The organism is Candidatus Pelagibacter sp. HIMB1695, from assembly GCF_052047655.1.
Lineage (GTDB): Bacteria > Pseudomonadota > Alphaproteobacteria > Pelagibacterales > Pelagibacteraceae > Pelagibacter.
Window position 1 is genome coordinate 473,801 of sequence record NZ_JBNAJT010000001.1, and the last position, 23,751, is coordinate 497,551.

Here is a 23,751-nt window from a genome sequence, read left to right on the forward strand (position 1 = left end):
TTTTACTATTTGTAAATTTTGTAAATTTATTTTTACAATATTTTTTCCCTATTTACAAAGCTTTTTAACGTTTTTTATAGATTTTGTAAATTTTGTAAAATATATAATTTACATGGATAAAAACTTAAAAAACACAGAAAATGAAGCTCAAATCATCAAAAAAGAGGATTTAGATCACCACCATAATAAAGGAATTTACATGAGAGATGATCATTGTGATTGGGGTTCGAGTGGAATGAGTGAACTAATCGACGCTTTAAACGATAGTAACTAATTCAACTTTTTCAATTTTCTTCAACAAAGGATTATAAATAATGAGTGCAGAGAAAATCTCTTATGAATTAAAAAGGTTCGCGGGCATCAAACGAGACTACACTGATGAAGAAGTGGAGAGATTAAGAGGTTCAATTAAAATTGAGTACTCACTTTGCAAAAATCAATCTGAAAAACTTTGGCAATTATTAAATACTGAAGCTTATGTTAATACCCTTGGTTCTTTGTCAGGTAACCAAGCTGTTCAGCATGCAAAAGCAGGTTTAAAAGCAATATATCTAAGTGGTTGGCAAGTTGCAGCAGATGCTAATACTGCTGGAGAAATGTATCCAGATCAATCTTTATATCCTTATGATAGTGCTCCTAAGTTAGTTGAGTCTATGAACAACTCTTTAATTAGAGCAGATCAAATTCAGCATATGGAAATGCAAGATGGTGACATGAAACCTGAAGAAAAAGTTGATTATATGCTACCAATTATAGCTGATGGTGAAGCAGGTTTTGGTGGACCATTAAATGTATTTGAATTAACTAAAAAATTTATAAAAGCAGGTGCTGCAGGTGTTCATTTTGAAGATCAATTAGCTAGTGAAAAGAAATGTGGTCATATGGGTGGAAAAGTTCTTGTTCCAACTGGAACAATGGTCAAAAACTTAAAAGCTGCAAGATTAGCTGCTGATATTGCAGAAGTTCCTTTAATTATATTGGCAAGAACAGATGCTAATGCTGCAAAACTTATTACAAATGATTTTGACGAAAATGATAAACCATTTTTAACTGGTGAAAGATCTCCTGAGGGATTTCATTATGTTAAAGATGGAATTGAACAAGCTATCTCTAGAGGTTTAGCTTATGCACCATATGCTGATTTAATCTGGTGTGAAACAGCTACTCCTAATTTAGCTGAGGCTAAAAAATTTGCAGATGCAATTCATGAGAAGTTTCCTGGAAAACTATTAGCTTACAATTGTTCTCCATCATTCAATTGGAAAAAACATTTAAGTGATGACGAGATTGCTTCATTCCAACAAGAAATTGCTAAAATGGGTTACAAATTCCAGTTCATTACTCTTGCTGGTTTCCATACTCAAAACATTGCAATTTTTGAGCTTGCTGAGAAATATAGAAAAGAAGGTATGGCTGCATATTCTAGAATTCAACAACAAGAATTTGCTAGAGAAAAAGATGGCTATACTAGTGTTAAGCACCAAAGAGAAGTTGGCACATCTTATTTTGATGCAGTCTCGAATACTATTAGTAGCGGCCAAAGCTCAACAACAGCAATGGCTGGATCTACCGAATCTGAACAGTTTTAAAAAAAAATACTTTCCCTCTCCATTTTTTTTAGTAGCCCTTAATTGTTAGGGCTATTTTTTTTATTTGTAATTAATACTCAGACTGTTAAGGCTCTCAAATGTCTAATAAAAACTTTGGTTTTGGAACACAGATTAGAAAATCTCCTTATTTTGATGCTACTGTAAAATGGGGAGCAACAGGTTTTTCTGTATATAATCACATGTATATTCCAAGGGATTTTGGAAGTCCTGAGCAAAATTTTTGGAACCTAATTGAAAAATCAATTTTATGTGATGTTGCAGTTGAAAGACAGGTCGAGATCACTGGTCCTGATGCATATAAATTTACCCAGCTTTTAACTCCTAGAGATCTTTCAAAGTTATCAGTTGGACAATGCAAATATGTTTTAATTGTAAATAATGATGGTGGTATCTTAAATGATCCAGTTTTATTAAGACTGGCTGAGAATCATTTTTGGTTATCATTAGCAGATAGTGATGTTTTGTTATGGGCGCAAGGTGTTGCAGTTAACTCAGGTTTAGATGTTAAAATATCTGAACCAGATGTATCCCCTCTACAGTTACAAGGTCCCACCTCACAAGAAATAATGATCAAATTGTTTGGTGAGAGTATCAGAGATCTTAAATATTATTGGTTAAGAGAATATGAACTTGATGGAATTCCATTAATTGTATCAAGAACTGGTTGGTCAAGTGAACTCGGTTATGAAATATATTTAAGAGATGGCTCAAAAGGTAATGAACTTTATGAAAAAATAATGGAAGCTGGTAAAGAACATGGTATTCAACCTGGTCATACATCCTCTATTAGAAGAATAGAAGGTGGTATGCTTTCTTATCATGCGGATGCAGATATTCATACAAATCCATTTGAACTAGGATTTGATCGATTAGTTAATTTAGATACTGATATAAATTTTATAGGTAAAGAAGCGCTAAAAAAAATAAAACAAGATGGAATTAAAAGAAAACAAGTTGGTCTTATCATTGATTGTGATCCTTTATCAGGACCAAACACAACTTTTTGGCCGATTGAAAAAAATGGCAAAAAAATTGGTAAGGTAACTTCAGCTGTATATTCACCTAGATTAAAAAAGAATATTGCACTTGCAATGATTGAAGTTAATCATTCAGAATTAGGTAATAAATTAGATATAGAAACTCACGAAGGAAAATATTCAGCTACAATAGTAGAAAAACCTTTTTACGATCCAAAAAAGAAAATAGCTAGTAGCTAAGATTTAATATTGTATCCTTTTTTCAATAGAACTGTAACCACAGTTACACATGACATCAAAAATACTACCATTGAAATAACACTCACCCAAATATTGAAATCTGAAACACCATAAAAGGCAAATCTTAAACCATTAATCAAATAAACAACCGGGTTAAAATAAGTAACTGTTTGCCAAAACTCAGGCAACATATCTAAAGAATATAAACTACCACCTAAAAATACCATTGGCGTAATAACTAAAGTTGGAATGATAGACATTTGCTCAAAATTAGAGCTCATTAAACCAATTAAAAAACCAAATAGAGCAAATGTAAATGCTACTAATACTAATAAAAATATCATTAACAATGGATACATTACTTGAACCTCAACAAAGAAAGTTGATGTTAAAAATATAACCAATCCAACAATAAGAGTTTTAGTAGCGCCAGCTCCCACAAAAGCTAAAACAATTTCAAAAGTTGAAATTGGTGCAGCTAAAATTTCATAAATAGTTCCATTAAATTTTGGAAAAAATATCCCAAATGAAGTGTTACTGATTGATTGAGTTAACAACGTTAACATTAAAAGACCAGGAACAATAAAAGATCCATAACTAATTCCATCAATCTTTTCTACATATCCACCAATTACAGATCCAAAAACAATAAAATAAAGAGAGGTTGATAGAACTGGTGAAAATAATGATTGCATCAATGTTCTCTTAAATCGATCCATTTCATGTAAGTACATTGCTCTAAATGCGTAATAATTAAACTTCATTGTTCTCCTTTACTAATGTCACAAATATTTTCTCTAAAGTAGTTTGTTCAGTTTTTAAATCTTGTAATTTTAAATTTGCATCTTTTAAATCTTGTAACAAGTTAGTTATTCCAGTGCTTTTAGCTCTAACATTATATGTGTAATTGATTGATTTTTTATCTTCTCCAATTTCTAAATTATACTTATCTAAACTGCTTGGGATTTCAGTGATTTCTTCTTGAAGATCCACTGTAAGTTTTTTATGCCCCATTTTTTTCAATAATTCTTTTGTTTCATCAACAACAATAATTTCTCCTTGATTGATTACACCCACTCTATCTGCGATTGCTTCTGCTTCTTCAATATAATGAGTAGTAAGAATAATTGTAACACCAGTTTTTCTTAGAGTTTCAACTACCTTCCACATGTCTTGACGTAATTCAACATCAACACCAGCCGTTGGCTCATCTAAAAATAATATAGTTGGCTCGTGGGACAATGCTTTTGCAATCAATACACGTCTCTTCATTCCTCCAGATAATTGTCTTAATCTTAAATCTTTTTTATCCCATAAGCTTAAGTCTTTTAAAATTTTTTCAATATGTTTTGGATCTGGTTTTTTTCCATACAAACCTCTTGAATAAGAGACATTGTTAAAAACTGTTTCAAATTGTTCTAAAGTTAATTCTTGTGGAACTAATCCAATTCTAGATCTTGTTTCTCTGTAATCATCGATGATATCAAAGTCATCTACTGTAACTTTTCCTGAAGATGGTCTAACGATTCCACAAATAATACTTATAAGAGTAGTTTTGCCTGCACCATTCGGTCCAAGCATTGCAAAAATTTCACCTTTTTTGATGTTTAGGTTTATTTTCTTTAAGGCTTCAAAGCCATTATCATAGACTTTTGATAGATTATTTATGTTTATTTGATCTGACATGGACTAGGTATATATAGAGACAATTTATTGTATTACAATAATTTAAAATTTGTTTACAACATACAATTAATGAAAAAATTTTTTATATTTATTTGTTTTATATTGGCATTCACCGCTAACGGGATTGCTAAAGAAACAACTTACACTAAAGAGTTATTTGATAAAGCTTTAGCAGATGGAAAAGTTGTAGTGGTTAGTTCTTGGATTAAATATTGTACGTCTTGTGCTAGTCAAATGAAGGTTCTTGATAAAGCAAAAAATGATTTTGAAAATATTGAATATTTTACATTTGATGTAACTAATAAAGAAATTGCTGAATTTTTTAATATTCAATACCAAACAACTCTTTTAATTTTTAAAGATAATAAAGAAGTTTACAGAAGTATCGGCGAGACTACCAAAGAACTTATTTATGAAGCTTTAAACTCCGTTGTCTAAATCAATTACTTTTCAATTTTAAAATTATTGCTGGTAAAAAAGTTGCAACAACAAATGATAAAAATAATAAAGATTGTGCAACAAAAGGTGAAAATAGATCTTTAGACATCAATCCCCCAACTAATAAACTCTTAGAAAAATCTGGATAAGGAAACATTAAAAATCCACCAATTAAACCAATTATTATTGAAACATAAGCAGTTTTTTCATTTACCTTGTTATAAAAACTATAAAAGACTGTAAATACAAACGCACAACAAAATAAATCTGCAAGCAAAAATAAATATAAAATATCAAATCCTTTTGATGCAACACCAAATGCAATCAATGATAAAAATACGATAAAGTATTTAGAAATTTTTAAATAATCTGTTTTTTTATCTAAATTAAAAGTTGCTTTACCATCCACAACAAACAAACTTGATATCGCATTAACCAATGTATCAACTGTTGAAATTGTTAAAGCTAAACCAAGAACAATAATAATTAAGGATAGCATTTCAGTTTGTTCTTTTAGTAATAAAGTAAAAAATCCCAAATCAGCTCTAGCTGATGGATCAATAGAAAATGAAACCATTCCAATAAAGCCCATTAAAAAAACTATCGGTACAATTACAAAAAAAGAAATAATCAATGCTGATTTTAAAGTGTTGTAATCTTTAGCAGCATAAACCCTTTGCCAATTTCCTTGATGAAATAAATTTGTTGCAGCAACAGCTATAAAAAAAGTTAATCCAGCAGTATAACTTGGAATATAAGATAAACTTAACAATTGCGGATTTTTTTCTTTAATTAATGCAAAAGAAAAATTATCTCCTGTTGATGAACTGATAATTAAAATTAGAATTAATAAAAGAAAGCCAATAACAATCATTTGAATATTATCAGTAAAAATAGAAGCTCTTAGACCTCCATAAAGCGTATACGTTAAAGTAGCCAAAAGCACTATTAATGCAGTGATCCAAAGATCTGTACCTGATAAATAATTTATCAAAACTGCAACAGCTGTCACCTCTGCGCAAAGAAAAATAAACATGTAAAAAATTGTCATTAACAAAATCAGTTTAAACAAACTTTTTCCAAATTTTTTTCTCATAAATTCAATTAGAGATGAGCCTTTTGGAAACTCTGATCTAATTTTTCTTCCAAAATAAATTAAGAAAATCATTGGAAAAGCTGTACCAAGAGCATAACCAATAACAGCCCCTATTCCTCCCCATGTAGCAGCAGCAACAGGGCCAAATAAAATCCATGCTCCTAAAGCAGAAGCAACAAGACTAGTTGTTAATGAAAATAATTCTATATTTCTATTAGCTGTTAAATAATTACTTATTCCTTGGAATTTTTTAGAATGATAAATTCCTAATGCAGCAAATACTAAACTAATAATAATTACTAATGTTAATGATGATGATTGACTTAAAAAATATGTGTTATCCATTTTATCCCTTTCTGAATTACCGGACAGGTTCTTAGGGTTTAATCTCAGTCTGTTAAGACACCCCTTTGTTTTAAATATATATATTTAAATTTATGTTTTTAAACTAAAATATTAAGTTATATTAATAGTTATGAGTTACAAAGCATCACCAAAAAGATATTCCAACATGAAATATAGAAGATGTGGAAAGAGTGGTGTTGATCTACCCTTAATAAGCCTTGGTCTTTGGCATAATTTTGGTGGTAAACAACTTACATCTGAAGCAAAGAAAATGTTGTTTTATTCTTTTGATTCAGGGATTACTCATTTTGATTTAGCAAATAATTACGGTCCACCAGCAGGAAGTGCTGAGGCTAATTTTGGAAAAATTTTAAGTAAAGAATTTAAAAGATATAGAGATGAATTAATTATCTCATCTAAAGCAGGTTATGATATGTGGGAAGGACCTTACGGTGAATGGGGTTCTAAAAAATATATCATTGCAAGCTGTGATCAAAGTTTGAAGAGAATGGGACTAGATTATGTGGATATATTTTATTCACATAGATTTGATCCAAACACACCATTAGAAGAAACAGCAGATGCCTTAGAACTTATTTATAGATCTGGTAAAGCACTTTATATTGGGATCTCTTCATATTCTTCAAAGAAAACTATTGAGATGTTTAATATTTTAAAGAAAAGAAATATTAAAATATTTATCCACCAACCTTCTTATTCATTAATAAATAGATGGTTTGAAAAAGATTTAGATAAAAATTTAATTAAATTAGGAATTGGAACTATTGCTTTTTCTCCATTAGCACAAGGAATGTTGTCAGATAAGTATTTAAAAGGAATACCAAAAGCATCAAGAGCAAGTGATCCAAAATCTGCATTAGATAAAAGTTTCATAACTAAAAGAAACATAAAGATAATTTCAGATTTAAATCAAATTGCTAAAAAAAGAGGTCAAACATTATCGCAAATGGCTTTGGCTTGGGTTTTAAATAATAAAGCAGTTACTACAGCTTTAATTGGGGCAAGTAGTGTAAAACAAATAAAAGAAAATATTGAAAGTCTAAATAATTTAAATTTTTCTAAATCTGAACTTAAAGAAATTAATAAAAAAGCCAAAGACGGAAATATTAATAAGTGGGCAAGATCTAGTTCTTATTAAAAGAAGTGTTTTTCAATTAAATAATGAAGAGTAAAAATAATTAAAGAAGCACAAATAATTAAAAACACTCTTTCTTGATTACTCATTATTGTTGGCCTTTATGATTCATTATTTCGATCATACACTGAGTAGCATACTCTCTCCACTCTGTAGAATTCTTGTTTTTGAGGCTATTTAAATGATCTCGGTTACTTTGAATATCGTCTTTATGTTTTAGATAATCAGCCCCATTTAGATTTGCTTCCATAGAAGAAAGGTTGGTTTCCATTGCTTTTATCCATTCTTTTCCAAGCTCAACACATTTTTGATCATCTTTCTCATCACAGATTTGTTTGAAAAAATTAAAAATAACATCATCAGTATTAACTGAAGTGTTCATATCTTATTGTTTACAAGTTCCAATAGAGTCTGGACCACAAGCTTTTCCATTGGTCCATGTAGCACCAATTAAATTGGCATTTTCAAAGTTTGCATTAGTAATATTTGCTGATGTAAAATTTGCTTCCATTAAATTAGCATTTTGAAAATTAGCTTCTATTAAAGTTGCCCCCATGAAATCAACTCTTGTTAAGTTTGAATTTGTGAAATTTGTTTTTTCAAAATTTGCACCAATACTGACTGTCTCGTAAAGATTGGCTCTAACAAATGTAGACTCTGGAAAAGTTCCAAAGGATAAATTTGAATTCATCATAATACTTTTGTCTAAGTTTACTTGAACAAAACTTGCAAAAGATAAATTCGAGTTTGGTAGATAACTACCTTGTAGATCCTGTGCATCTGAAAATCTGCATTTAGAATAATCTACCCCATCTGTTAATGGATCATCGCACGCAGCATTTGAATTTGAAACAAAAAAGAAACTAAAGAAGATTAAAAGAAGTATTTTTTTCATAACCAAAACTAACAAACAAAATATGTCAAAACAATGAAAGATTATGATTAAAAATTTGATAAATATAAGTTATTTATTTTCCCAATCAAATCGAGGAAACGATTCAAAAGCTCTAATAATACTTTCTGACCAACTCTTTGTTATTGAGGAGTAAACTTGGTCCTCTAATTCAAATTTATTTTGATATATAGGGTTAATTAAACCTTTTTTATAAACTACAAAATCAATTGGTGGTCCAACTCGTAAATCGCTTTTGATAGTTGAGTCCATTGAAATTAATGCACATCGAGCAGCATCACCTAATGATATTTCTGGTTTTAAAACTCTATCTAAAATCGGTTTTCCATAATTAATTTCACCAATAATCAAATATGGTTTGGTATCAGATGGTCGAATATAATTTCCTTGAGGATATACTAATAAAATCTCTGATTTTTGATCTTTAATTTGTCCTCCTACAATATATGAAGAACCAAGTTGCAATGCTTCTTCATTAATTCCATGAGGGGAAGAATGTTTAACTGTTAAAGATCCAACGTAATTAGCAACTTCTTCAATTGTATTACAAGTATTTAGGCTTCTTTCTGGTGAGTTAGATTCTAAATCTTTTTTAATAGAACTAAATACTGCTTGTGATGTTGCCAAATTTCCTGAGGTAACAATTACTAAATTTCTATCACCAACAGCATAATTGAACATTTTAGAATATGTGTTGATATCGTTTAATCCTGCATTTGTTCTAGAATCGGATGCAAAAATCATTCCTTCATTAACATTGATTCCAATACAATAAGTCATGGCACATTATCTAATATATAAGTTTGGATTTAAAAAGCTTAATTTATCGTCATAAACAATTTATTTTTCATGTTTTTTTAAACTTTTTATGCTTTAATGACAGATGCCTAAAATTTCCTGGGAAAAATATGAGGCAAAAAAAGTATTTGATGAATATGTTGGAGAAAATCAAAAACTAAGGCCTGAAACTAAAACTATTTCGAATTTTATTTCTAAATATTCAAGAAAAAAACTTCTAACTACTATTAAAAATTCTGAAAATGCAATTAGTCAACGAGGAGTTACTTTTAGAGTTTATTCAAATGATAAAATTACAGATCATTATTGGCCACTTGATATTGTTCCTAGAATTATAAAAAAAAAAGATTGGAATAAAATTTCTAAAGGATTAGCTCAAAGAGTAAAAGCTTTAAATTTTTTTATTCACGATGTTTATAATGATCAAAAAATTTTTAAAGATAAAATAATACCAAAAAATATAATTTTAAATTCAGGAAATTTTAGAAAAGAGTGTATTGGTATCAAGCCTCCATTTAATGTTTGGGCTAACATTTGTGGCTCAGATTTAGTAAGAGACATTAATGGTGAATTTTTAGTACTGGAAGATAATTTAAGAGTTCCGTCAGGTGTATCTTACATGCTTGAAAATAGAACAGTCATGAAAAGTGTTTTTCCAGAAATATTTGAAAAACATAAAATCAGTCCAGTAGATGAATATTGTTCAAAATTATACTCTTGTATGAGATCTCTATCAAAAAACAAATCTAATCCTAAACTAGCTATACTAACTCCTGGTGTTTTTAATTCAGCTTATTTTGAGCATGTTTTTTTAGCACAACAAATGGGTGTTGAATTAGTTGAAGGCTCAGATTTATTTGTTGAAGACAATAAAGTATTTATGAAAACAGTATATGGAAAAGAACAACTACATACACTTTATAGAAGAATTGATGATTTATTTTTAGATCCAAAAGTTTTTAATAAATCTTCCTTAATAGGTGTTCCAGGAATTTTTAATGCATGGAAAAAAGGAAATATAAGTATTCTTAATGCTCCTGGATCTGGCGTCGCTGATGACAAAGTTGTCTACAGTTATGTTCCTAAAATGATTAAATTTTACCTTAACGAAGAGCCGATAATTAACCAGGTAGAAACATATTTGTGTCATGAAAAAAAACAAATGGATTATGTGATACAAAATATAGATAAATTAGTAGTTAAGCCTGCAAACGAGTCAGGGGGATATGGGATTTTAATTGGTCCTAGAGCATCCAAAAAAGAATTAGATGAATGTGTTAAAAAAATTAAGAAAAATCCACGAAATTATATTGGGCAAAAAGTAGTCTCACTTTCAACATCTCCAACTCTAATTAATAATGAACTTGATCCAAGACATGTAGATTTAAGACCATTTATAATATCTGGTTCCAATCAGTATGTAACGCAAGGTGGTCTCACTAGAGTGGCGTTAAAAAAAGGTAGTTTAATTGTAAACTCATCTCAAGGCGGGGGAAGTAAAGATACCTGGATATTGGATAATTAGATTATGTTAAGTAGAAGAGCAAAATTATTGTATTGGATGTCTAGATATCTTGAAAGATCAAATTTTACATCAAGATTATTGATTACTACTAGTGAATTACAATTAGATTTATCATTGGAAGATGAACTTTCTTGGAAACCTTTATTAACTGTAACAAATTTAAACAAAGACTATCTCAAATTGAATAAAAAATATTCTGAAAAAAAAACAATAGAATATTTTATTTTAAATAAATCAAATCTATCCTCTATTTTTAATTCATTAAATTTATCTCAACAAAATTCTTTGGTGATAAGAGATATACTTCCCGAACAATCAATAATTAAATTAAATGATTTAATATTAAAATTTAATAAAAATATAAAAACTAGAAAAAACAAAAAAAATTATATCAAAATACTCAATGAGGTAATCCAAGGTTCTCAAAGCTTCATGTACTCTACTGATATGGAAATGCAAAGAAACATTGAATATCAATTTTTACGTCTTGGAAGATTCATCGAAAGAACTGATATGATGATAAGAATACTTCAATCACAATCTTTAAGATCTAAACAACATAAAAAAGGATATGAATATTTAACATTGGAATGGATAAATATTCTAAAATCTATTTCTGCTTTCCAAGCCTACAGGCAATATTCAAAACAAGATATAACAGTTTCTGATATAATTAATTTTTTTCTTAAAGCAGATATTTTTCCAAGATCAATTAGCTGGAATTTAAATCAAATTGAAAGAGCTTTGTATAGAATATCAAAAAAAAATGATTTGATTAAAAAAATTAAATATTTGAATAAAACAGTAGAAAAATTTAATATAAAGAATGATGATATAGACAGTTTGCTTTTATTTTTAGAAAAAACATTAAAAGAAATCAGTGAGCTAAGCTATAACATTGAAAAAAAATATTTTCTTTAAATTAAAAATAAAAACATGAAAGAATATAACATTGCATCAATAGCAGGAGATGGAATAGGAAAAGAAGTAGTTCCTGAAGGCTTAAAAGTATTAAAAGACGCTGCTGAAAAACATCAATTTAAAATAAATTTTACAGAATATGATTTTGCTTCATGTGATTATTATGAAAAACATGGAAAAATGCTTCCAGATGATTGGAAGGAAAAATTAGGAAAACATGATGCAATATTCTTTGGCGCAGTTGGAATGCCAGATCAAGTTCCAGATCATATATCTTTATGGGGATCCTTACTTCAGTTTAGAAGAGAATTTGATCAATATATCAATCTTAGACCAGTAAAATTGTTTCCTGGAATTAATCCTCCGTTAGCAAATAAAAAACCAGGTGATATCGATATGCTAATTGTTAGAGAAAATACTGAAGGTGAATACTCTTCAGTTGGTGGAAGAATGTTTAAAAATACTGACAGAGAAATAGCTATTCAAGAAACTATTATGTCTGCCCATGGAATAGATAGAGTTCAAAAATTTGCTTTTGAATTAGCAAAACAAAGAAAAAGAAAAAAATTAACGAATGCAACAAAATCAAATGGTATTTCAATTACAATGCCGTTTTGGGATGAACGTTTTAATGCAATGAAAGAAAATTATCCTGAAATTGAAACAGATCAATATCATATTGATATTTTGGTTGCTAGATTTGTACTAAATCCCGAATGGTTTGATGTTGTTGTTGCATCTAATTTATTTGGAGATATTCTTTCTGATTTAGGACCTGCTTGCACTGGTACTATTGGAATTGCTCCATCTGGAAACATTAATCCTGAAAATAAATTTCCATCTTTATTTGAGCCAGTTCATGGTTCAGCACCTGATATTGCAGGAAAAGGTATTGCTAATCCTGTAGGACAAATTTGGTCTGGTGCAATGATGTTAGATTATTTAGGAGAAAAAGAAGCTTCCAATTCAATTGTTGAAGCTATTGAAAAATCTTTAAGCGAAAAGGAAAATAGAACTAAAGACTTAGGTGGAGATGCTGATACCTTAAAATGTTCTAATTCAATACTATCTAATCTTTAAATCTTAACCTTCTTACCAGTTTTTGCACTTTTGGTTATTGCTGCAAAAATCTTAAGAGAGATTAAACCATCATTGCCATTTACTTTTGGCTTAACTTTTTTAGACACAACATCAGCAAAATGATCAATTTGGTTTACTAAAGTACTGTCGTCTTTTTTATTTTTATCTTCATTAACAAAGATCTTATTCCACCAACTTCGCTCATTTTTATAGAACCAATATTTTAAATTAGGAAATTGTAATGATCCTTTGGTACCACCAATCATGTATGCAGATTGATTTGTTATAGGATAAGCTGGGTTTTCTCCTGCAGTTAACTCATAGCTCCATGGAGCAACAATTGTATCTGATAAATTTAAAGTACAAAGTGCACCTGAATTAAAAATTAAGCTAATTGTTGCTGTATCTTCAACTGCAAATTTTCTAGTTTTGTTGGTTGTAAATGCTTGAACGTATTTAATAGATCCAAGTAAGTAGCAAATCATATCGATATCATGGACTAAATTAATTCCTAAAGGCCCTCCACCTTTACTAATTCTCCATTTTTCTTTGTAATAAGCTTTGTGTTTATATAACCAACACAATACATTTGCTGAAACGATGTTTCCTAATTTATCTTTATCGATTAACTCTTTTACCTTTGATACAATAGAGTTATGTCTTCTATGATACCCAATTAATAACGGCGTTTTATTTTTATTAGCGCTACTAATAATTTTTTTAGCAGAATTAATGCTATCTGAAATAGGTTTTTCTAATAATACTGGAATTTTTTTCTTTAAAAAACTGACTGTATGTTTTTCATGAAGTTGATTTGGAGTAGCTACAATTACTGCATCCAAATTTTGTGAGTTTAAAAGTTCATCTACATTTGAAAATAATGGGATTTTATATTTTTTTGATAAATTTTTAGCATTGTTGCTAATATCTACTATTGAATGAAGGTTTGCTTTTTTAGATTTTGAAATTGCCTTAATGTGTTGCAATCCCATTAAGCCAGTTCCAACAATGGATATGTTTATTTTTTTATTCATTTTATGAAATATTTATTTTTGTAAAGTACTTATAAAGTTTTTTAGGTTTTATTAAAGAACTTGGAAAATTTTTATTGTTTGGTGCATCTGGGTAGTGTTGTGTTTCTAAACAAACCCCCTGGTAAGGAGCAAGTTTATTTTTATACCTCAAACCTTGACTGGTGTAGAGCTGTACACCAGGAAGATTTGAATAAAAGTCTAATTGAATATTAGTTTTTTTATTTTTTAGAGAGGCTAAATAATTTTTAGAATTTTTTTTAATACAATATGTTAAATCAAATCCCAATTGATTGATTGTATTAGATACTCTCTTTATTTTTTTGTTTTTAATAATGTCTATTTTTTTTCCAATATTTTGAAACTTATTAAAATTATTAATAGTATTTTTAACTTTTTTAATTTTACCAGTTGGGATTAATTTATTAGTTACTTCAAGATATTTTTCAGAGTTAATTTTTAAATCATGATTGAAAATTGTCTCTTTTTTACTCTTATTCAAGTTCCAATAACTATGGTTGGTTAAACTCACATGAGTTAATGCGCTTGATTTATATTGATATTTTATAAACAAGCTTTTATTTTTGATTTCAAAAATACACTCTGAATTTAGATCTCCTGGAAAACCTTGGTCTAAATTTTTAGATAACAATTGATAGATAATTTTATTTTTTGAATGATGTTTTATTTTCCATTCTAATCTATCAAATCCTATTTTTCCTCCATGTAGTGTATTTTTTCCTTCGTTACCATCGAGTTTATAGATTTTATTTTTAATCTTAAATCTTGAATTTGATATTCTGCCTGCGTACCGTCCACAAGTAGCTCCTACATAAAAATTTTTACTGCCATAATTTTTTGTAGAACCAAGATTTAAGATTAGATTTATTTTCTTTTGCTTGTCATAAACCTCGTATAAGCAAGCACCAATATTAATTGATTTAACTCTTAAATATTTGTTTTCTATCGTTGAACTTTGTACTTTCACAAAGTCTCTTATAGCCAACCTTTATCAACGATATAAGATTGATTTGTGCAACCAGAAGACTGTTCTGATGAAAAAAACAATACAGTTTGAGCAAGTTCATGTGGCATTAATTTCTCTTTTAAACATTGGTTTTTCATCAAATCTTTTTCAGACTCTTCGTTTAACCACATATCAATTTGTCTTTGTGTTAAGACCCACCCAGGTACTACTGAGTTAACCCTAATGTTAAATTCCCCTAAATCTCTAGCAAAGGATCTTGTCAAACCAACTACTCCAGATTTTGCAGCTGTATAAGCAGCCATTCCACCTTGTCCGACCATCCAAGAAGCGGATCCCATATTAACAATTACACCACCTTTGTTTTCAATCATTGATTTTTTAACTGATTGAACTGTGAAAAAATAATGTCTTAGGTTTACATTCATTCTCTCATTCCAATATTCTTCTGTAACATCATCTATTTTGTGTCTTGTATCATTAGCAGCGTTATTAATTAAAATATCAATTGGACCTTTTTGATCAATGATATCTGCAATTGTTTTTTGAAGTTGTTTTATATTTAACAAATCACATTCAATAAAAGTGGGAATTGAATATTTTTTATTTTTTATACTTTCAATTAATTTTTCGGATTCTGATACATTAATGTCTATAAAGTAAACTTCTGAACCTTGTTCACAAAAATGTTCAACAATTGAAGCTCCAATTCCTGATCCTCCGCCAGTGATAAATACTCTTTTATTTTCTAAATCGTAATATTTTACTTTCATTTTCTTAATCCTCCACTAGTTACAAAAATCTCTATCAGCATTGTTTATATTTTTTTTTAATTAATTTTCTTAATGCTGTTTTTATTATTTTTACTAGTTATAGAGTATTTAAATTAAAAATATATATTTTATTTAGCTTTATAACCTAAACCAATATTATTTATTTTTTTACTTGCATCCATTATTTTTGGATATTCATAATTTAATCCTAAAAGCTGTCGCACTTTTGGATTTGAATTATTTTTAAAATCTTCCGATAAATAAGTTACCAAATCTTCTACCGGTTTTATATACTTTGGAAGAAACTCTATCAGTAATGCTGCTCTTTGGTGATCTGATTTATTTGGTGATGCTCCATGCCAACAGTTACCATTAAAAAAAACTAAATCTCCAGGATTAGCAATCATTTGTTGTTTGTTTGAAAAGTCATCATTTTCATTTGGATAGTGTAATTTCTTTTGTGATCCTGGTATGAAAACTGTTGCTCCTGATTGTTCTGAGCAGATATCTAAAGGTATAGTAGCCTGACAGTTTTGTGCAAATGAACTATTTAGACCCATTGGAAAAGTCTCACTATTATAAAAATCCCAATACGGATAATCGATATGTAGTTCTTGACCTATGGATCCTGGTAGCAATCTACTTGCGCAGTATGATCCACAAAAAAACTCTGAACCTAAAAGTTTAGACATTAAGCTAAAAATAATGTCATTTGTTATTAATTTACTAAAAACCTCTCCTTTACCAAATAAATTCCATATTCTTTGCTGTAGTTTAATTTTATCAGATGCTTCAGCTTCAGCATTAAAGTGGGTTTCTTTTTGCTCTTGTGTTTCAGCAAAATGATTAACAATCTCTCTTGCTTCTTTGATATCGTTTAAATTATATACTTTTTCAACAACAATAACTCCAGATTCATGCATTAATTCGTTTATTGCATCAGTAATATTAAAAGTATTTCTTGAGAATTTACGCATCAATAAATTTTAAGTGAAAAAAAATTAAAAAAAAATAAAAAAAATTATAACTCTAATTCTTTAGCTAGATCACCAATTTTAGCACCACCTGCCATCAATCTTTTCACATCTTCATTACCTAGCTCTGAAGACAATCCTGAACCAATTACTTCTCCTAAACTTAAAAAAGTAAATCGATCAGCTATAAGACGCGCATGAATTTCATTGTGTGTGATAAGTATAATTGCGATGTTTCCTAAATTTTGAACTTTTTTAATTGTCTTTAAAACTTCCATTTGCTGTTTTTGACCTAATGCTGATGTAGGTTCATCTAATATTAATATCTTTGCACCAAAGTAAATTGCTCTTGCAATTGCCAAGGTTTGTCTTTGTCCTCCTGACATTGTTCCAACTGGTTGATTAGGGTTTGCAATGTTAATTCCAATTTTAGACATCTCCTCTATTGTAATTCTATCCATCTCATCCATTTGCATTAAACCAAATCCGGCAGGACCTTTTATTAATTCACGTCCAAGAAAAAAATTTCTTGTTACTGATGTTAGCGCGTTTAGTGCTAAATCTTGATAAACTGTACCAATTCCTGCATCAGATGCTTGACGTGGTGAAGTAAAGTTAACATTTTCTCCATCTACTTTTATTTCTCCACTTGTCATAGGATGAACACCAGATAACACTTTGATCAAAGTTGATTTTCCAGCACCATTATCACCTAACAATGCGTGAACTTCCCCTGGATAAACATCTAATGAAACGCCATTTAAAGCAGTAAATGCTCCAAATTTTTTTACTAAATTTTTTATTTCAATTAATGGTTTTTTGTCCATTAGATATTTCCCATAATTCGTTTTCTTATATTCTCGTTGGTAAAGGCAGCAGTAACAAGCACTGCTCCAAGGAACACTCTATAGAATGATCCATCAATTCCAGGAATATAAAAGAAAGCTTCTTTTGCAATTCCAAAAATAATTGTACCTAGAATTATTCCACCTATAGTTCCAAAACCTCCAGTTAATACAACACCACCAATAACTGCTGCAGCAATTGCTTCTAATTCTTTTAAATTACCTTTAGCTGTATCAGCAGTGTTAACTTCAAATACTTGACAAGCCGCAAACATAGTTGCGCAGAATGCTGTGAACATAAATAATGAAATCTTAACTTTATTTGTTGGCACACCATTAGCTTTTGCAGCATTAAGATTTCCACCAGTTGAATAAATCCAGTTACCTGCTTGAGTTTTACTTAAAATTAAATAACAAATAAATGCAATCAGTCCCCAGATCATTAATGCAGAATACATTCCTTTGGCAAAAATATTTCCAAAGTTATTTACGTTCCAGTCTACCGTATAATATAGCCAATTAAATACTGGCTCCATAATATCGCCACCAAAGAAATTAGCTACAGGTCTTGCTGTAACTATGGTGTCGATATAAGCTTTTGCTATATCAATATCTGTAACAGCTTTTGCTGCAACATCAGGAACATTAACTCCAGCTTCAATTTTCTTTGTTAAAATTTCAACCATTGAGTCATTGCCAGATTTTTTTGCTCCAGCTAATGATTTTTCTAAAGTTGCAATCATTTTTTCAGCATTCATGGCAGTTTTGTAGGCTGCAACTTTTTCGTTAACATATGTTAATCGTTCAGTTAACTTTGCAACCGTGCTAGCTGGCACAGTACTAAGAATTTCTAATAATTGGTCATTTGGTAAAGATTTAGCAGCGTCTCTTTCCATTTCTCCATGACCTGGTACGTTTATAATGTTTTTGATATCTGGTAAATCTGTAACAGTTGTTGATCCAGCAGTTTGATCAGGAGCTTTGTTAAATGCTCTGTATGATACTTCGGTTAAACCTCTTAAAAAGAAAAGCCCTCCGAGTGTAACGATGAAAGAAGATATTCCACTTTTTACAATTATCCATCCTTGTATCCATCCAAAAGATAATGTCATACATAATGTAATTAATATTGCTAATAATGGAGATACATCTTGAATTTTAAATAATGTAAATCCTTCAAAATGAAAACCACCTTCAAAAGATATGTAAGGAATAACAACAGCAAAACCCCATTTAAGTATCATTGCCATACAACCACCAGCAAAACCGATCATTGAACCAACAGAAAGATCAAATTCACCTGCAATGATTAACATTCCAGCAGCAAGTGCAACGATCCCTAATTGTGCAATTACTCTAAAATTATTTCTAATTCCTAAAGCGTTAAATCCTTCACCAGAAAAAGGGTTAAGAGAAAATTGTCCCTCTGGAATAGAGAAGTATCCCAACATACAAAAAAGTAAAACCATAACTCCAAAAGGTCCAACCTCTGGACGAGACATAAATGCAGAGTACCATTTTTTTTCACCTTGTCGGTCTGACTCTTGTCTCGGCTTTTTTGTTGTTGATGTATTCATTTATAAAAGACTTATTAATTTTGTTAAAAAAAAAGGGCCGATTGAATAATCGACCCTTTAAATTATTACAGACTATCTATCAATACCTGCTAAAGCAGCAACTGAAGAAGCGTTAGACTTGTCAACGAAGCCAGGTCCTGATGGGATGTTAGCTCCTGGTAAAAGTCCAGCACTGTTGTTGTACAAGTGTAATACGATAACTGGCATATAACCTTGTAATCTTTGTTGTTGATCGATAGTGAAAGCAACTCTTCCAGATCCAATTAAATCCATAACTGCAGGACTTAAGTCGAAGCAAGAGTGGTGTACTGTCATACCTAGATCAGCTAAAGCTTTATCAACAGCTTCACACACGTGTGGTCCTACTGAAAGGATCGCATCGATATCGCTGTTAGCTTGTAAAGCAGCAGTTGCTCTAGTTTGAATAGTTGCAGGGTCAGATGTAGTATCAGTCATTTGCATAGGAACAGCTGAACCGTAACCTTCACATCTGTCTACAAGAGCTGTGTTGTATGCTTCTTGAATCATACAAAGTGCTTTAGAAGCACCTTCAGCTTTTGCTCTTTCACCAGCTTTTTGACCAGCAAGTAATTCAGGCTGACCAACGTGCATTAAAGCACCTAGGCTAGCAGAAGACTCTAAACCAGAGTTCATTGTAATTACTGGAACACCAGCAGCTACAGCAGCTTTAATAGCTGGGCCTAATGCATCTGGGTCTGGTAAAGAAATCACCATTCCATCTGGTTGAGTAGCTGCAGCAGCTTGAATTGAGCTTGCCATATCAGCCATATCAGCAGAAGGGTTGTAGATATATTCGAAGTCAGCACCGATTGCTCTAGCTGCATCTTCACCACCTTTTTGAACTACAGGCCAAAAAGGATCTTTTCCTTCACCATGAGTAATCATGACATATCTTTCAGCGAACGCAGAAGTTGCAAATAATGCAAGAGCTGCAATCGAAAGTATAAGTTTTTTCATTATTTCTCCCTTTTTATTGTTTTTAAATTAATTTAAAAAAAGAAATATAACTAATTTGAAAAGGGATTATACCAAAAAATCTAAATACAATTATAAGTTGAATTATTTTTTTTAATTTTTTTTCGCTATTTTTCTAAATTTTTAAAAAATTAAATTTAAAAACTAATATGTCGCGCTTCTTCCTAATCTTGCAGCACCACGAACGCCACTAGCATCACCGTATCTTGGTTTTAAAAAAACACCTTCGTATTCTCTGCCAATTACAAATTTTCGCACCAGTGAATCTATTTCATGTAAGAAATCAATTTCGTTTGAAACTCCTCCCCCAAATATGAAAGCATCAGGATCTAAAATATTTATTATGCTTGAAAGTGACATTGCTAAATTGACTTTAAAATCGTCTATAAATTTTTCAGCATCTAAATCATGTTGTCTATTTAATTCAAAAATTTCATTTGTTTTTAAATTTTTTCCATAAAGTTTTTTAAATCTTTTAGCTAAACTTAATCCAGATAAAAAACTCTCAATTTCTGCTTCTCTTGGATTGCTTGAATCGAAATTTTCCTTTTTTGCAGCAAAATAAGGAATTTGATTATGACCCCACTCTCCTGCAACACCATTTGGGCCACTTACTATTTTTTTATCAATTACTAAACCTCCTCCAACTCCAGATCCTAAAATAATTCCATAAACAATTTTATAATGTTTCCCTGCTCCATCTATGGACTCCGACAAGGCAAAACAATTTGCATCATTTTCACAAAACACTTCTTTACCTAGTGCCTTACGCAAATCATTTTGAAAAGGTTTTTTTTCTAACCAGCTGATGTTGGGAACGTTTTTAACTAATCCTGTTTGAGGAGAGTGAACTCCAGGATGACAAACACCGATTGGAAGTTCTTGTTTAAACTCTTGTTCTAATTTTTTGTGAATATCTCTTATTGCAGTAATAATTTGAGTATAGTTTTTTGGACATGCTATTCTAGATCTGTGTTTTTCTTGTCCATCTTCTTCAAGTACAACACTCTCGATCTTTGTTGCACCAACGTCTATACCTACTTGCATAATTATTAGTAAGTTGCTCTACCACCGCTTAGATCGAACACTGCAGCTGTTGAAAATGAATTTTCTTCACTAGATAACCAAGCAACTAAGGAAGCCAATTCCTCTACTTTAGCAAATTTATTTCTTGGTATTTTTGAAAGCATATAATTTATATGCTCCTCAGTCATTTGATCAAAAATTCTAGTTTTTGCGGCAGCTGGAGTAACACAATTTACTGCAATATTTTTTTGTGCAAGTTCTTTACCTAAAGATTTAGTTAATCCTATAACTCCTGCTTTAGAAGTGCTGTAAGCACTTGCATTTGGATTTCCTTCTTTACCTGCAATAGAGGCAATATTAACAATTCTTCCATAATCATTCTTAGCCATAAATGGAACAACCGCTTTGCAACAATAAAAGACTGCATTTAAGTTAAGATTAATAACTTTGTTCCACTCTTCTATTGGATATTCTGCAACAGTAGTATTCATCCCTGCTACACCGGCATTATTAATAAAGATATCAATCTTACCATGTGATTTTTCAACTTCAGATAATTTTGAATTAATTGTTTCATAGTTGCTCACATCAACTATTTGATAAGTTAAATTTTCAGAATTTACTTTTTCTAATGCTTTTTTAGCTTCTCCCTCGTCGATATCCCAAATTACTACTTTGGCACCCGACTCGATAAATCTTTCAGTAATAGCTAATCCAAAACCTTGAGCTCCACCTGTTACAATTGCTACTCTGTTATTTAAATCAAATTTAATCATCTTTATTTTTTAATTTTTTTTGCCCTTATTAAAGGAAAAGCTAAAGCAATTAAAGATAAAATAAAGAATGTTAAAGCTATTGGTCTTGCAAAAAACATTAACCAATTTCCATCAAATATAACTAGAGATTGTCTTAAGGTACCTTCAACTAGCTCACCTAAAATCAATCCAATGATAACAGGGACAACAGAGAAACCATATCTTCTCATAAAAAAACCAAGCACACCAAAAAATAACATTATCCAAACATCAATTATAGATTGATTTAATGAATAAGTTCCACAAACTGAAACTGCAAAAATCATTGGCCATAATATTTTATTAGGCACCAACGTTATTCTTGCAAAAATTTTTGCACCAAAAAAACCAAATATAAAGAATAAAACATTAGCAATAAGCATTGCGCCAAAAATTCCATATAAAAAATCAGGTTGTTCTCTAAATAAATCAGGTCCAGGTCTAACCCCATGTATAATTAATCCAGTTAAGATAACGGCTGTTGTTGCACTACCAGGAATTCCAAGTGCAAGTGTTGGAACCATTGCTCCACCTGTTGCTGCATTATTTGCAGCTTCAGCACCAGCAATACCTTCAATAGATCCTTTACCAAATTCTTCTGGTTTTTTTGAAAATCTTTTTGCTTCTGAATATCCAATTAAAGAAGCAACTGTTCCACCCTCTGCAGGCAACACTCCAATAAATGAACCAATACCACTAGATCTTAAAATTGTTTTCCAAGTTTTTTTGTAATCATCTTTACTTGGAAGTTTAATTGCTTTTAAAGCTATTCTATTAAATACCTGATTAATTAAAGTTGATTGAGTTAACATTTCACTCATTGCAAACAAACCAACAACAACTGGGATAAAACCAATCCCTTCAGTTAATTCATTAATTCCAAATGTAAAACGATCAATTGATGTCATAAAATCTTTACCAACTGTTGAAATCAAAATTCCAAATGCACCTGCAATCAAATTTTTAATAGGACTACCTTCTCCAATTGATGCAAGCATCGTTAAACCAAAGATCGCTAATGCAAAATATTCTGGCTGACCAAATTCATATGCAAGCTGAGCTAATATAGGTGCAAAAAAGACAAGTATTACAACACTAAAAATACCACCAACTGTACTTGAAACGGTAGCCATTCCTAAAGCTCTTCCAGCTTCTCCTTTCTGTGCTAAAGGATAACCATCTAAACAAGTTGCTGCAGCAGCTGGTGTTCCAGGAGTATTAATTAGAACTGCTGTTATCGCACCACCGTAAGTACCTGCACAATAAATAGAAGTTAACAATACAATTGCTGACAATGGATCAAGTGTCATTGTAAAAGGTAAAATTAATGCACCACCAGTTGTTGGACCTAAACCAGGTAACACTCCTAAGATTAATCCAAACAATGTTCCAAAAAATAAAACTAACAATAGCTTTGAACTAAATAGAGGAGCCATCATTAATAATAAATTATTCATCTAGCTATAATAAATGTTAGTTATAATTCCAGGTGGAAATCTTAAACCTAAAATTGTTTCAAAAAAAATAAAGACAATCACAGGAAAAATTATTCCAACAAGTAATAAATAAAATATTCTTTTCTCTCCCCAACAATAAGAAACAAAAATAGATAAAACTGAAATTGCTAAAAAGAAATCTAAAGTTTTTGAGATGATTAAAAAAATCAGAAAACTTGAAAGTGTTAAAAAGAATGACTTTGGTAATTTTTTTTGAACCTTCCAAGGATTTTTAGTTGCTAAATAATAGATTAATAAAGTCATAACTATTATTAAAACCAAAAGTGCTTTTGGAAATGTTGCAGGTTGAATTCCTCTATTCAATATAGGAGGAACAATATCAAAGGTAAAAGTAGTGATTAATAATGCTACAGAAATAAAAATAATTACAAAAGAGACTTTAAACTCATCTCTAAAAAAAAAGGGCAAACTTTTGTTTGCCCTTTTTTGTTTTTGTACATTTTTCATA

25 protein-coding genes are annotated in these 23,751 nt (G+C 30.3%); 8 read left to right on the forward strand and 17 right to left on the reverse strand.

Annotated features, from left to right (window positions below; translation table 11 throughout):
* Window positions 1-112: 112 nt before the first annotated feature.
* From ACTTAX_RS02675 to ACTTAX_RS02685, 3 genes are all read left to right on the forward strand, one after another.
* Entirely contained in the window at window positions 113-274 is a 162-nt protein-coding gene (locus tag ACTTAX_RS02675; RefSeq protein ID WP_262589431.1) for a hypothetical protein, read from the forward strand.
* A 40-nt stretch (window positions 275-314) separates the two neighbouring features.
* A complete protein-coding gene (aceA, locus tag ACTTAX_RS02680; RefSeq protein WP_440692654.1) occupies window positions 315-1,589 on the forward strand; it encodes an isocitrate lyase in 1,275 nt (424 codons plus the stop codon).
* A gap of 98 nt (window positions 1,590-1,687) precedes the next feature.
* Complete coding sequence (locus ACTTAX_RS02685) at window positions 1,688-2,827, forward strand: glycine cleavage T C-terminal barrel domain-containing protein (RefSeq protein ID WP_440692656.1); 1,140 nt, start codon at window positions 1,688-1,690, stop codon at window positions 2,825-2,827.
* Here ACTTAX_RS02685 and ACTTAX_RS02690 read toward each other — a convergent pair.
* Complete coding sequence (locus ACTTAX_RS02690) at window positions 2,824-3,591, reverse strand: ABC transporter permease (protein ID WP_262589435.1); 768 nt, start codon at window positions 3,589-3,591, stop codon at window positions 2,824-2,826. The genes ACTTAX_RS02685 and ACTTAX_RS02690 overlap by 4 nt on opposite strands.
* Window positions 3,581-4,513, reverse strand: a complete 933-nt coding sequence (locus ACTTAX_RS02695) for an ABC transporter ATP-binding protein (RefSeq protein ID WP_440614547.1) — start codon at window positions 4,511-4,513, stop codon at window positions 3,581-3,583. Before ACTTAX_RS02695 ends, ACTTAX_RS02690 begins: the two co-directional genes overlap by 11 nt.
* Window positions 4,514-4,582: 69 nt before the next feature.
* Here ACTTAX_RS02695 and ACTTAX_RS02700 point away from each other — a divergent pair, with 69 nt between their 5' ends.
* Window positions 4,583-4,951 carry a thioredoxin family protein gene (locus ACTTAX_RS02700; protein ID WP_440692658.1) on the forward strand — a complete coding sequence of 123 codons (369 nt, stop codon included), beginning with the start codon at window positions 4,583-4,585 and terminating at the stop codon, window positions 4,949-4,951.
* Between the two features lies 1 nt (window position 4,952).
* Here the strand turns inward: ACTTAX_RS02700 and ACTTAX_RS02705 are convergent, their stop codons facing one another.
* Window positions 4,953-6,392: a sodium:solute symporter family transporter gene (locus ACTTAX_RS02705; RefSeq protein WP_440692660.1), complete on the reverse strand. Its 1,440-nt coding sequence runs from the start codon at window positions 6,390-6,392 to the stop codon at window positions 4,953-4,955.
* Between the two features lie 130 nt (window positions 6,393-6,522).
* Between ACTTAX_RS02705 and mgrA the strand changes: the two genes are divergently transcribed.
* Complete coding sequence (gene mgrA, locus ACTTAX_RS02710) at window positions 6,523-7,551, forward strand: L-glyceraldehyde 3-phosphate reductase (protein ID WP_440614550.1); 1,029 nt, start codon at window positions 6,523-6,525, stop codon at window positions 7,549-7,551.
* A gap of 85 nt (window positions 7,552-7,636) precedes the next feature.
* Here mgrA and ACTTAX_RS02715 read toward each other — a convergent pair whose 3' ends face one another.
* The 3 genes from ACTTAX_RS02715 to ACTTAX_RS02725 all read right to left on the reverse strand — a co-directional run bounded on the left by ACTTAX_RS02715 (window position 7,637) and on the right by ACTTAX_RS02725 (window position 9,241).
* Entirely contained in the window at window positions 7,637-7,930 is a 294-nt protein-coding gene (locus tag ACTTAX_RS02715; RefSeq protein WP_262589440.1) for a hypothetical protein, read from the reverse strand.
* 3 nt (window positions 7,931-7,933) lie between these two features.
* Entirely contained in the window at window positions 7,934-8,443 is a 510-nt protein-coding gene (locus ACTTAX_RS02720) for a pentapeptide repeat-containing protein (protein WP_440692662.1), read from the reverse strand.
* Between the two features lie 69 nt (window positions 8,444-8,512).
* Window positions 8,513-9,241, reverse strand: coding sequence for a 20S proteasome subunit A/B (locus tag ACTTAX_RS02725; RefSeq protein ID WP_440656459.1), 729 nt, complete (start codon window positions 9,239-9,241; stop codon window positions 8,513-8,515).
* A 103-nt stretch (window positions 9,242-9,344) separates the two neighbouring features.
* Between ACTTAX_RS02725 and ACTTAX_RS02730 the strand changes: the two genes are divergently transcribed.
* From ACTTAX_RS02730 to ACTTAX_RS02740, 3 genes are read left to right on the forward strand one after another with little or no spacing between them, the layout of a single operon-like run.
* On the forward strand, window positions 9,345-10,784 hold the full coding sequence (locus ACTTAX_RS02730) for a circularly permuted type 2 ATP-grasp protein (RefSeq protein WP_440692664.1): 1,440 nt from the start codon (window positions 9,345-9,347) through the stop codon (window positions 10,782-10,784).
* A gap of 3 nt (window positions 10,785-10,787) precedes the next feature.
* Window positions 10,788-11,705: an alpha-E domain-containing protein gene (locus tag ACTTAX_RS02735; RefSeq protein ID WP_440692666.1), complete on the forward strand. Its 918-nt coding sequence runs from the start codon at window positions 10,788-10,790 to the stop codon at window positions 11,703-11,705.
* Between the two features lie 15 nt (window positions 11,706-11,720).
* The gene (locus ACTTAX_RS02740; RefSeq protein ID WP_440692668.1) at window positions 11,721-12,785 is read left to right on the forward strand and encodes a tartrate dehydrogenase; all 1,065 of its coding nucleotides are present in this window, start codon (window positions 11,721-11,723) and stop codon (window positions 12,783-12,785) included.
* Here the strand turns inward: ACTTAX_RS02740 and ACTTAX_RS02745 are convergent.
* The 11 genes from ACTTAX_RS02745 to ACTTAX_RS02795 all read right to left on the reverse strand — a co-directional run bounded on the left by ACTTAX_RS02745 (window position 12,782) and on the right by ACTTAX_RS02795 (window position 23,750).
* A complete protein-coding gene (locus ACTTAX_RS02745) occupies window positions 12,782-13,819 on the reverse strand; it encodes a Gfo/Idh/MocA family protein (RefSeq protein ID WP_440692670.1) in 1,038 nt (345 codons plus the stop codon). The genes ACTTAX_RS02740 and ACTTAX_RS02745 overlap by 4 nt on opposite strands.
* A gap of 1 nt (window position 13,820) precedes the next feature.
* The gene (locus tag ACTTAX_RS02750) at window positions 13,821-14,804 is read right to left on the reverse strand and encodes an aldose epimerase family protein (protein WP_440692672.1); all 984 of its coding nucleotides are present in this window, start codon (window positions 14,802-14,804) and stop codon (window positions 13,821-13,823) included.
* 8 nt (window positions 14,805-14,812) lie between these two features.
* Window positions 14,813-15,574, reverse strand: coding sequence for an SDR family NAD(P)-dependent oxidoreductase (locus tag ACTTAX_RS02755; protein ID WP_440692674.1), 762 nt, complete (start codon window positions 15,572-15,574; stop codon window positions 14,813-14,815).
* 128 nt (window positions 15,575-15,702) lie between these two features.
* Window positions 15,703-16,551, reverse strand: coding sequence for a phytanoyl-CoA dioxygenase family protein (locus ACTTAX_RS02760; protein ID WP_440692676.1), 849 nt, complete (start codon window positions 16,549-16,551; stop codon window positions 15,703-15,705).
* Window positions 16,552-16,595: 44 nt separating this feature from the next.
* On the reverse strand, window positions 16,596-17,375 hold the full coding sequence (locus ACTTAX_RS02765) for an ATP-binding cassette domain-containing protein (RefSeq protein ID WP_440618597.1): 780 nt from the start codon (window positions 17,373-17,375) through the stop codon (window positions 16,596-16,598).
* Complete coding sequence (locus tag ACTTAX_RS02770) at window positions 17,375-18,970, reverse strand: ABC transporter permease (RefSeq protein WP_440692678.1); 1,596 nt, start codon at window positions 18,968-18,970, stop codon at window positions 17,375-17,377. Before ACTTAX_RS02770 ends, ACTTAX_RS02765 begins: the two co-directional genes overlap by 1 nt.
* Window positions 18,971-19,042: 72 nt before the next feature.
* Window positions 19,043-19,948, reverse strand: coding sequence for a sugar ABC transporter substrate-binding protein (locus tag ACTTAX_RS02775; protein WP_440614558.1), 906 nt, complete (start codon window positions 19,946-19,948; stop codon window positions 19,043-19,045).
* A 162-nt stretch (window positions 19,949-20,110) separates the two neighbouring features.
* Window positions 20,111-21,013: an ROK family protein gene (locus ACTTAX_RS02780; RefSeq protein ID WP_440692679.1), complete on the reverse strand. Its 903-nt coding sequence runs from the start codon at window positions 21,011-21,013 to the stop codon at window positions 20,111-20,113.
* Window positions 21,014-21,018: 5 nt separating this feature from the next.
* Window positions 21,019-21,768 (reverse strand): SDR family NAD(P)-dependent oxidoreductase, encoded by a 750-nt coding sequence (locus ACTTAX_RS02785; protein ID WP_262589454.1) that lies wholly within the window; start codon window positions 21,766-21,768, stop codon window positions 21,019-21,021.
* Between the two features lie 2 nt (window positions 21,769-21,770).
* On the reverse strand, window positions 21,771-23,243 hold the full coding sequence (locus ACTTAX_RS02790) for a tripartite tricarboxylate transporter permease (RefSeq protein ID WP_440692681.1): 1,473 nt from the start codon (window positions 23,241-23,243) through the stop codon (window positions 21,771-21,773).
* Window positions 23,244-23,750, reverse strand: a complete 507-nt coding sequence (locus ACTTAX_RS02795) for a tripartite tricarboxylate transporter TctB family protein (protein ID WP_440692682.1) — start codon at window positions 23,748-23,750, stop codon at window positions 23,244-23,246.
* Between the last annotated feature and the right edge of the window lies 1 nt (window position 23,751).

Bases quoted from the DNA above. Each gene is read 5' to 3' on its own strand.
- ACTTAX_RS02675 (WP_262589431.1), top strand. From the start codon at position 113: ATGGATAAAAACTTAAAAAACACAGAAAATGAAGCTCAAATCATCAAA.
- ACTTAX_RS02685 (WP_440692656.1), top strand. From the start codon at position 1,688: ATGTCTAATAAAAACTTTGGTTTTGGAACACAGATTAGAAAATCTCCT.
- ACTTAX_RS02740 (WP_440692668.1), top strand. From the start codon at position 11,721: ATGAAAGAATATAACATTGCATCAATAGCAGGAGATGGAATAGGAAAA.
- mgrA (WP_440614550.1), top strand. From the start codon at position 6,523: ATGAGTTACAAAGCATCACCAAAAAGATATTCCAACATGAAATATAGA.
- ACTTAX_RS02780 (WP_440692679.1), bottom strand. From the start codon at position 21,013: ATGCAAGTAGGTATAGACGTTGGTGCAACAAAGATCGAGAGTGTTGTA.
- ACTTAX_RS02705 (WP_440692660.1), bottom strand. From the start codon at position 6,392: ATGGATAACACATATTTTTTAAGTCAATCATCATCATTAACATTAGTA.
- ACTTAX_RS02795 (WP_440692682.1), bottom strand. From the start codon at position 23,750: ATGAAAAATGTACAAAAACAAAAAAGGGCAAACAAAAGTTTGCCCTTT.
- ACTTAX_RS02715 (WP_262589440.1), bottom strand. From the start codon at position 7,930: ATGAACACTTCAGTTAATACTGATGATGTTATTTTTAATTTTTTCAAA.
- ACTTAX_RS02785 (WP_262589454.1), bottom strand. From the start codon at position 21,768: ATGATTAAATTTGATTTAAATAACAGAGTAGCAATTGTAACAGGTGGA.
- ACTTAX_RS02735 (WP_440692666.1), top strand. From the start codon at position 10,788: ATGTTAAGTAGAAGAGCAAAATTATTGTATTGGATGTCTAGATATCTT.
- ACTTAX_RS02755 (WP_440692674.1), bottom strand. From the start codon at position 15,574: ATGAAAGTAAAATATTACGATTTAGAAAATAAAAGAGTATTTATCACT.
- ACTTAX_RS02725 (WP_440656459.1), bottom strand. From the start codon at position 9,241: ATGACTTATTGTATTGGAATCAATGTTAATGAAGGAATGATTTTTGCA.
- ACTTAX_RS02700 (WP_440692658.1), top strand. From the start codon at position 4,583: ATGAAAAAATTTTTTATATTTATTTGTTTTATATTGGCATTCACCGCT.
- ACTTAX_RS02775 (WP_440614558.1), bottom strand. From the start codon at position 19,948: ATGAAAAAACTTATACTTTCGATTGCAGCTCTTGCATTATTTGCAACT.
- ACTTAX_RS02765 (WP_440618597.1), bottom strand. From the start codon at position 17,375: ATGGACAAAAAACCATTAATTGAAATAAAAAATTTAGTAAAAAAATTT.
- ACTTAX_RS02745 (WP_440692670.1), bottom strand. From the start codon at position 13,819: ATGAATAAAAAAATAAACATATCCATTGTTGGAACTGGCTTAATGGGA.
- aceA (WP_440692654.1), top strand. From the start codon at position 315: ATGAGTGCAGAGAAAATCTCTTATGAATTAAAAAGGTTCGCGGGCATC.
- ACTTAX_RS02790 (WP_440692681.1), bottom strand. From the start codon at position 23,243: ATGAATAATTTATTATTAATGATGGCTCCTCTATTTAGTTCAAAGCTA.
- ACTTAX_RS02730 (WP_440692664.1), top strand. From the start codon at position 9,345: ATGCCTAAAATTTCCTGGGAAAAATATGAGGCAAAAAAAGTATTTGAT.
- ACTTAX_RS02690 (WP_262589435.1), bottom strand. From the start codon at position 3,591: ATGAAGTTTAATTATTACGCATTTAGAGCAATGTACTTACATGAAATG.
- ACTTAX_RS02720 (WP_440692662.1), bottom strand. From the start codon at position 8,443: ATGAAAAAAATACTTCTTTTAATCTTCTTTAGTTTCTTTTTTGTTTCA.
- ACTTAX_RS02770 (WP_440692678.1), bottom strand. From the start codon at position 18,970: ATGAATACATCAACAACAAAAAAGCCGAGACAAGAGTCAGACCGACAA.
- ACTTAX_RS02695 (WP_440614547.1), bottom strand. From the start codon at position 4,513: ATGTCAGATCAAATAAACATAAATAATCTATCAAAAGTCTATGATAAT.
- ACTTAX_RS02760 (WP_440692676.1), bottom strand. From the start codon at position 16,551: ATGCGTAAATTCTCAAGAAATACTTTTAATATTACTGATGCAATAAAC.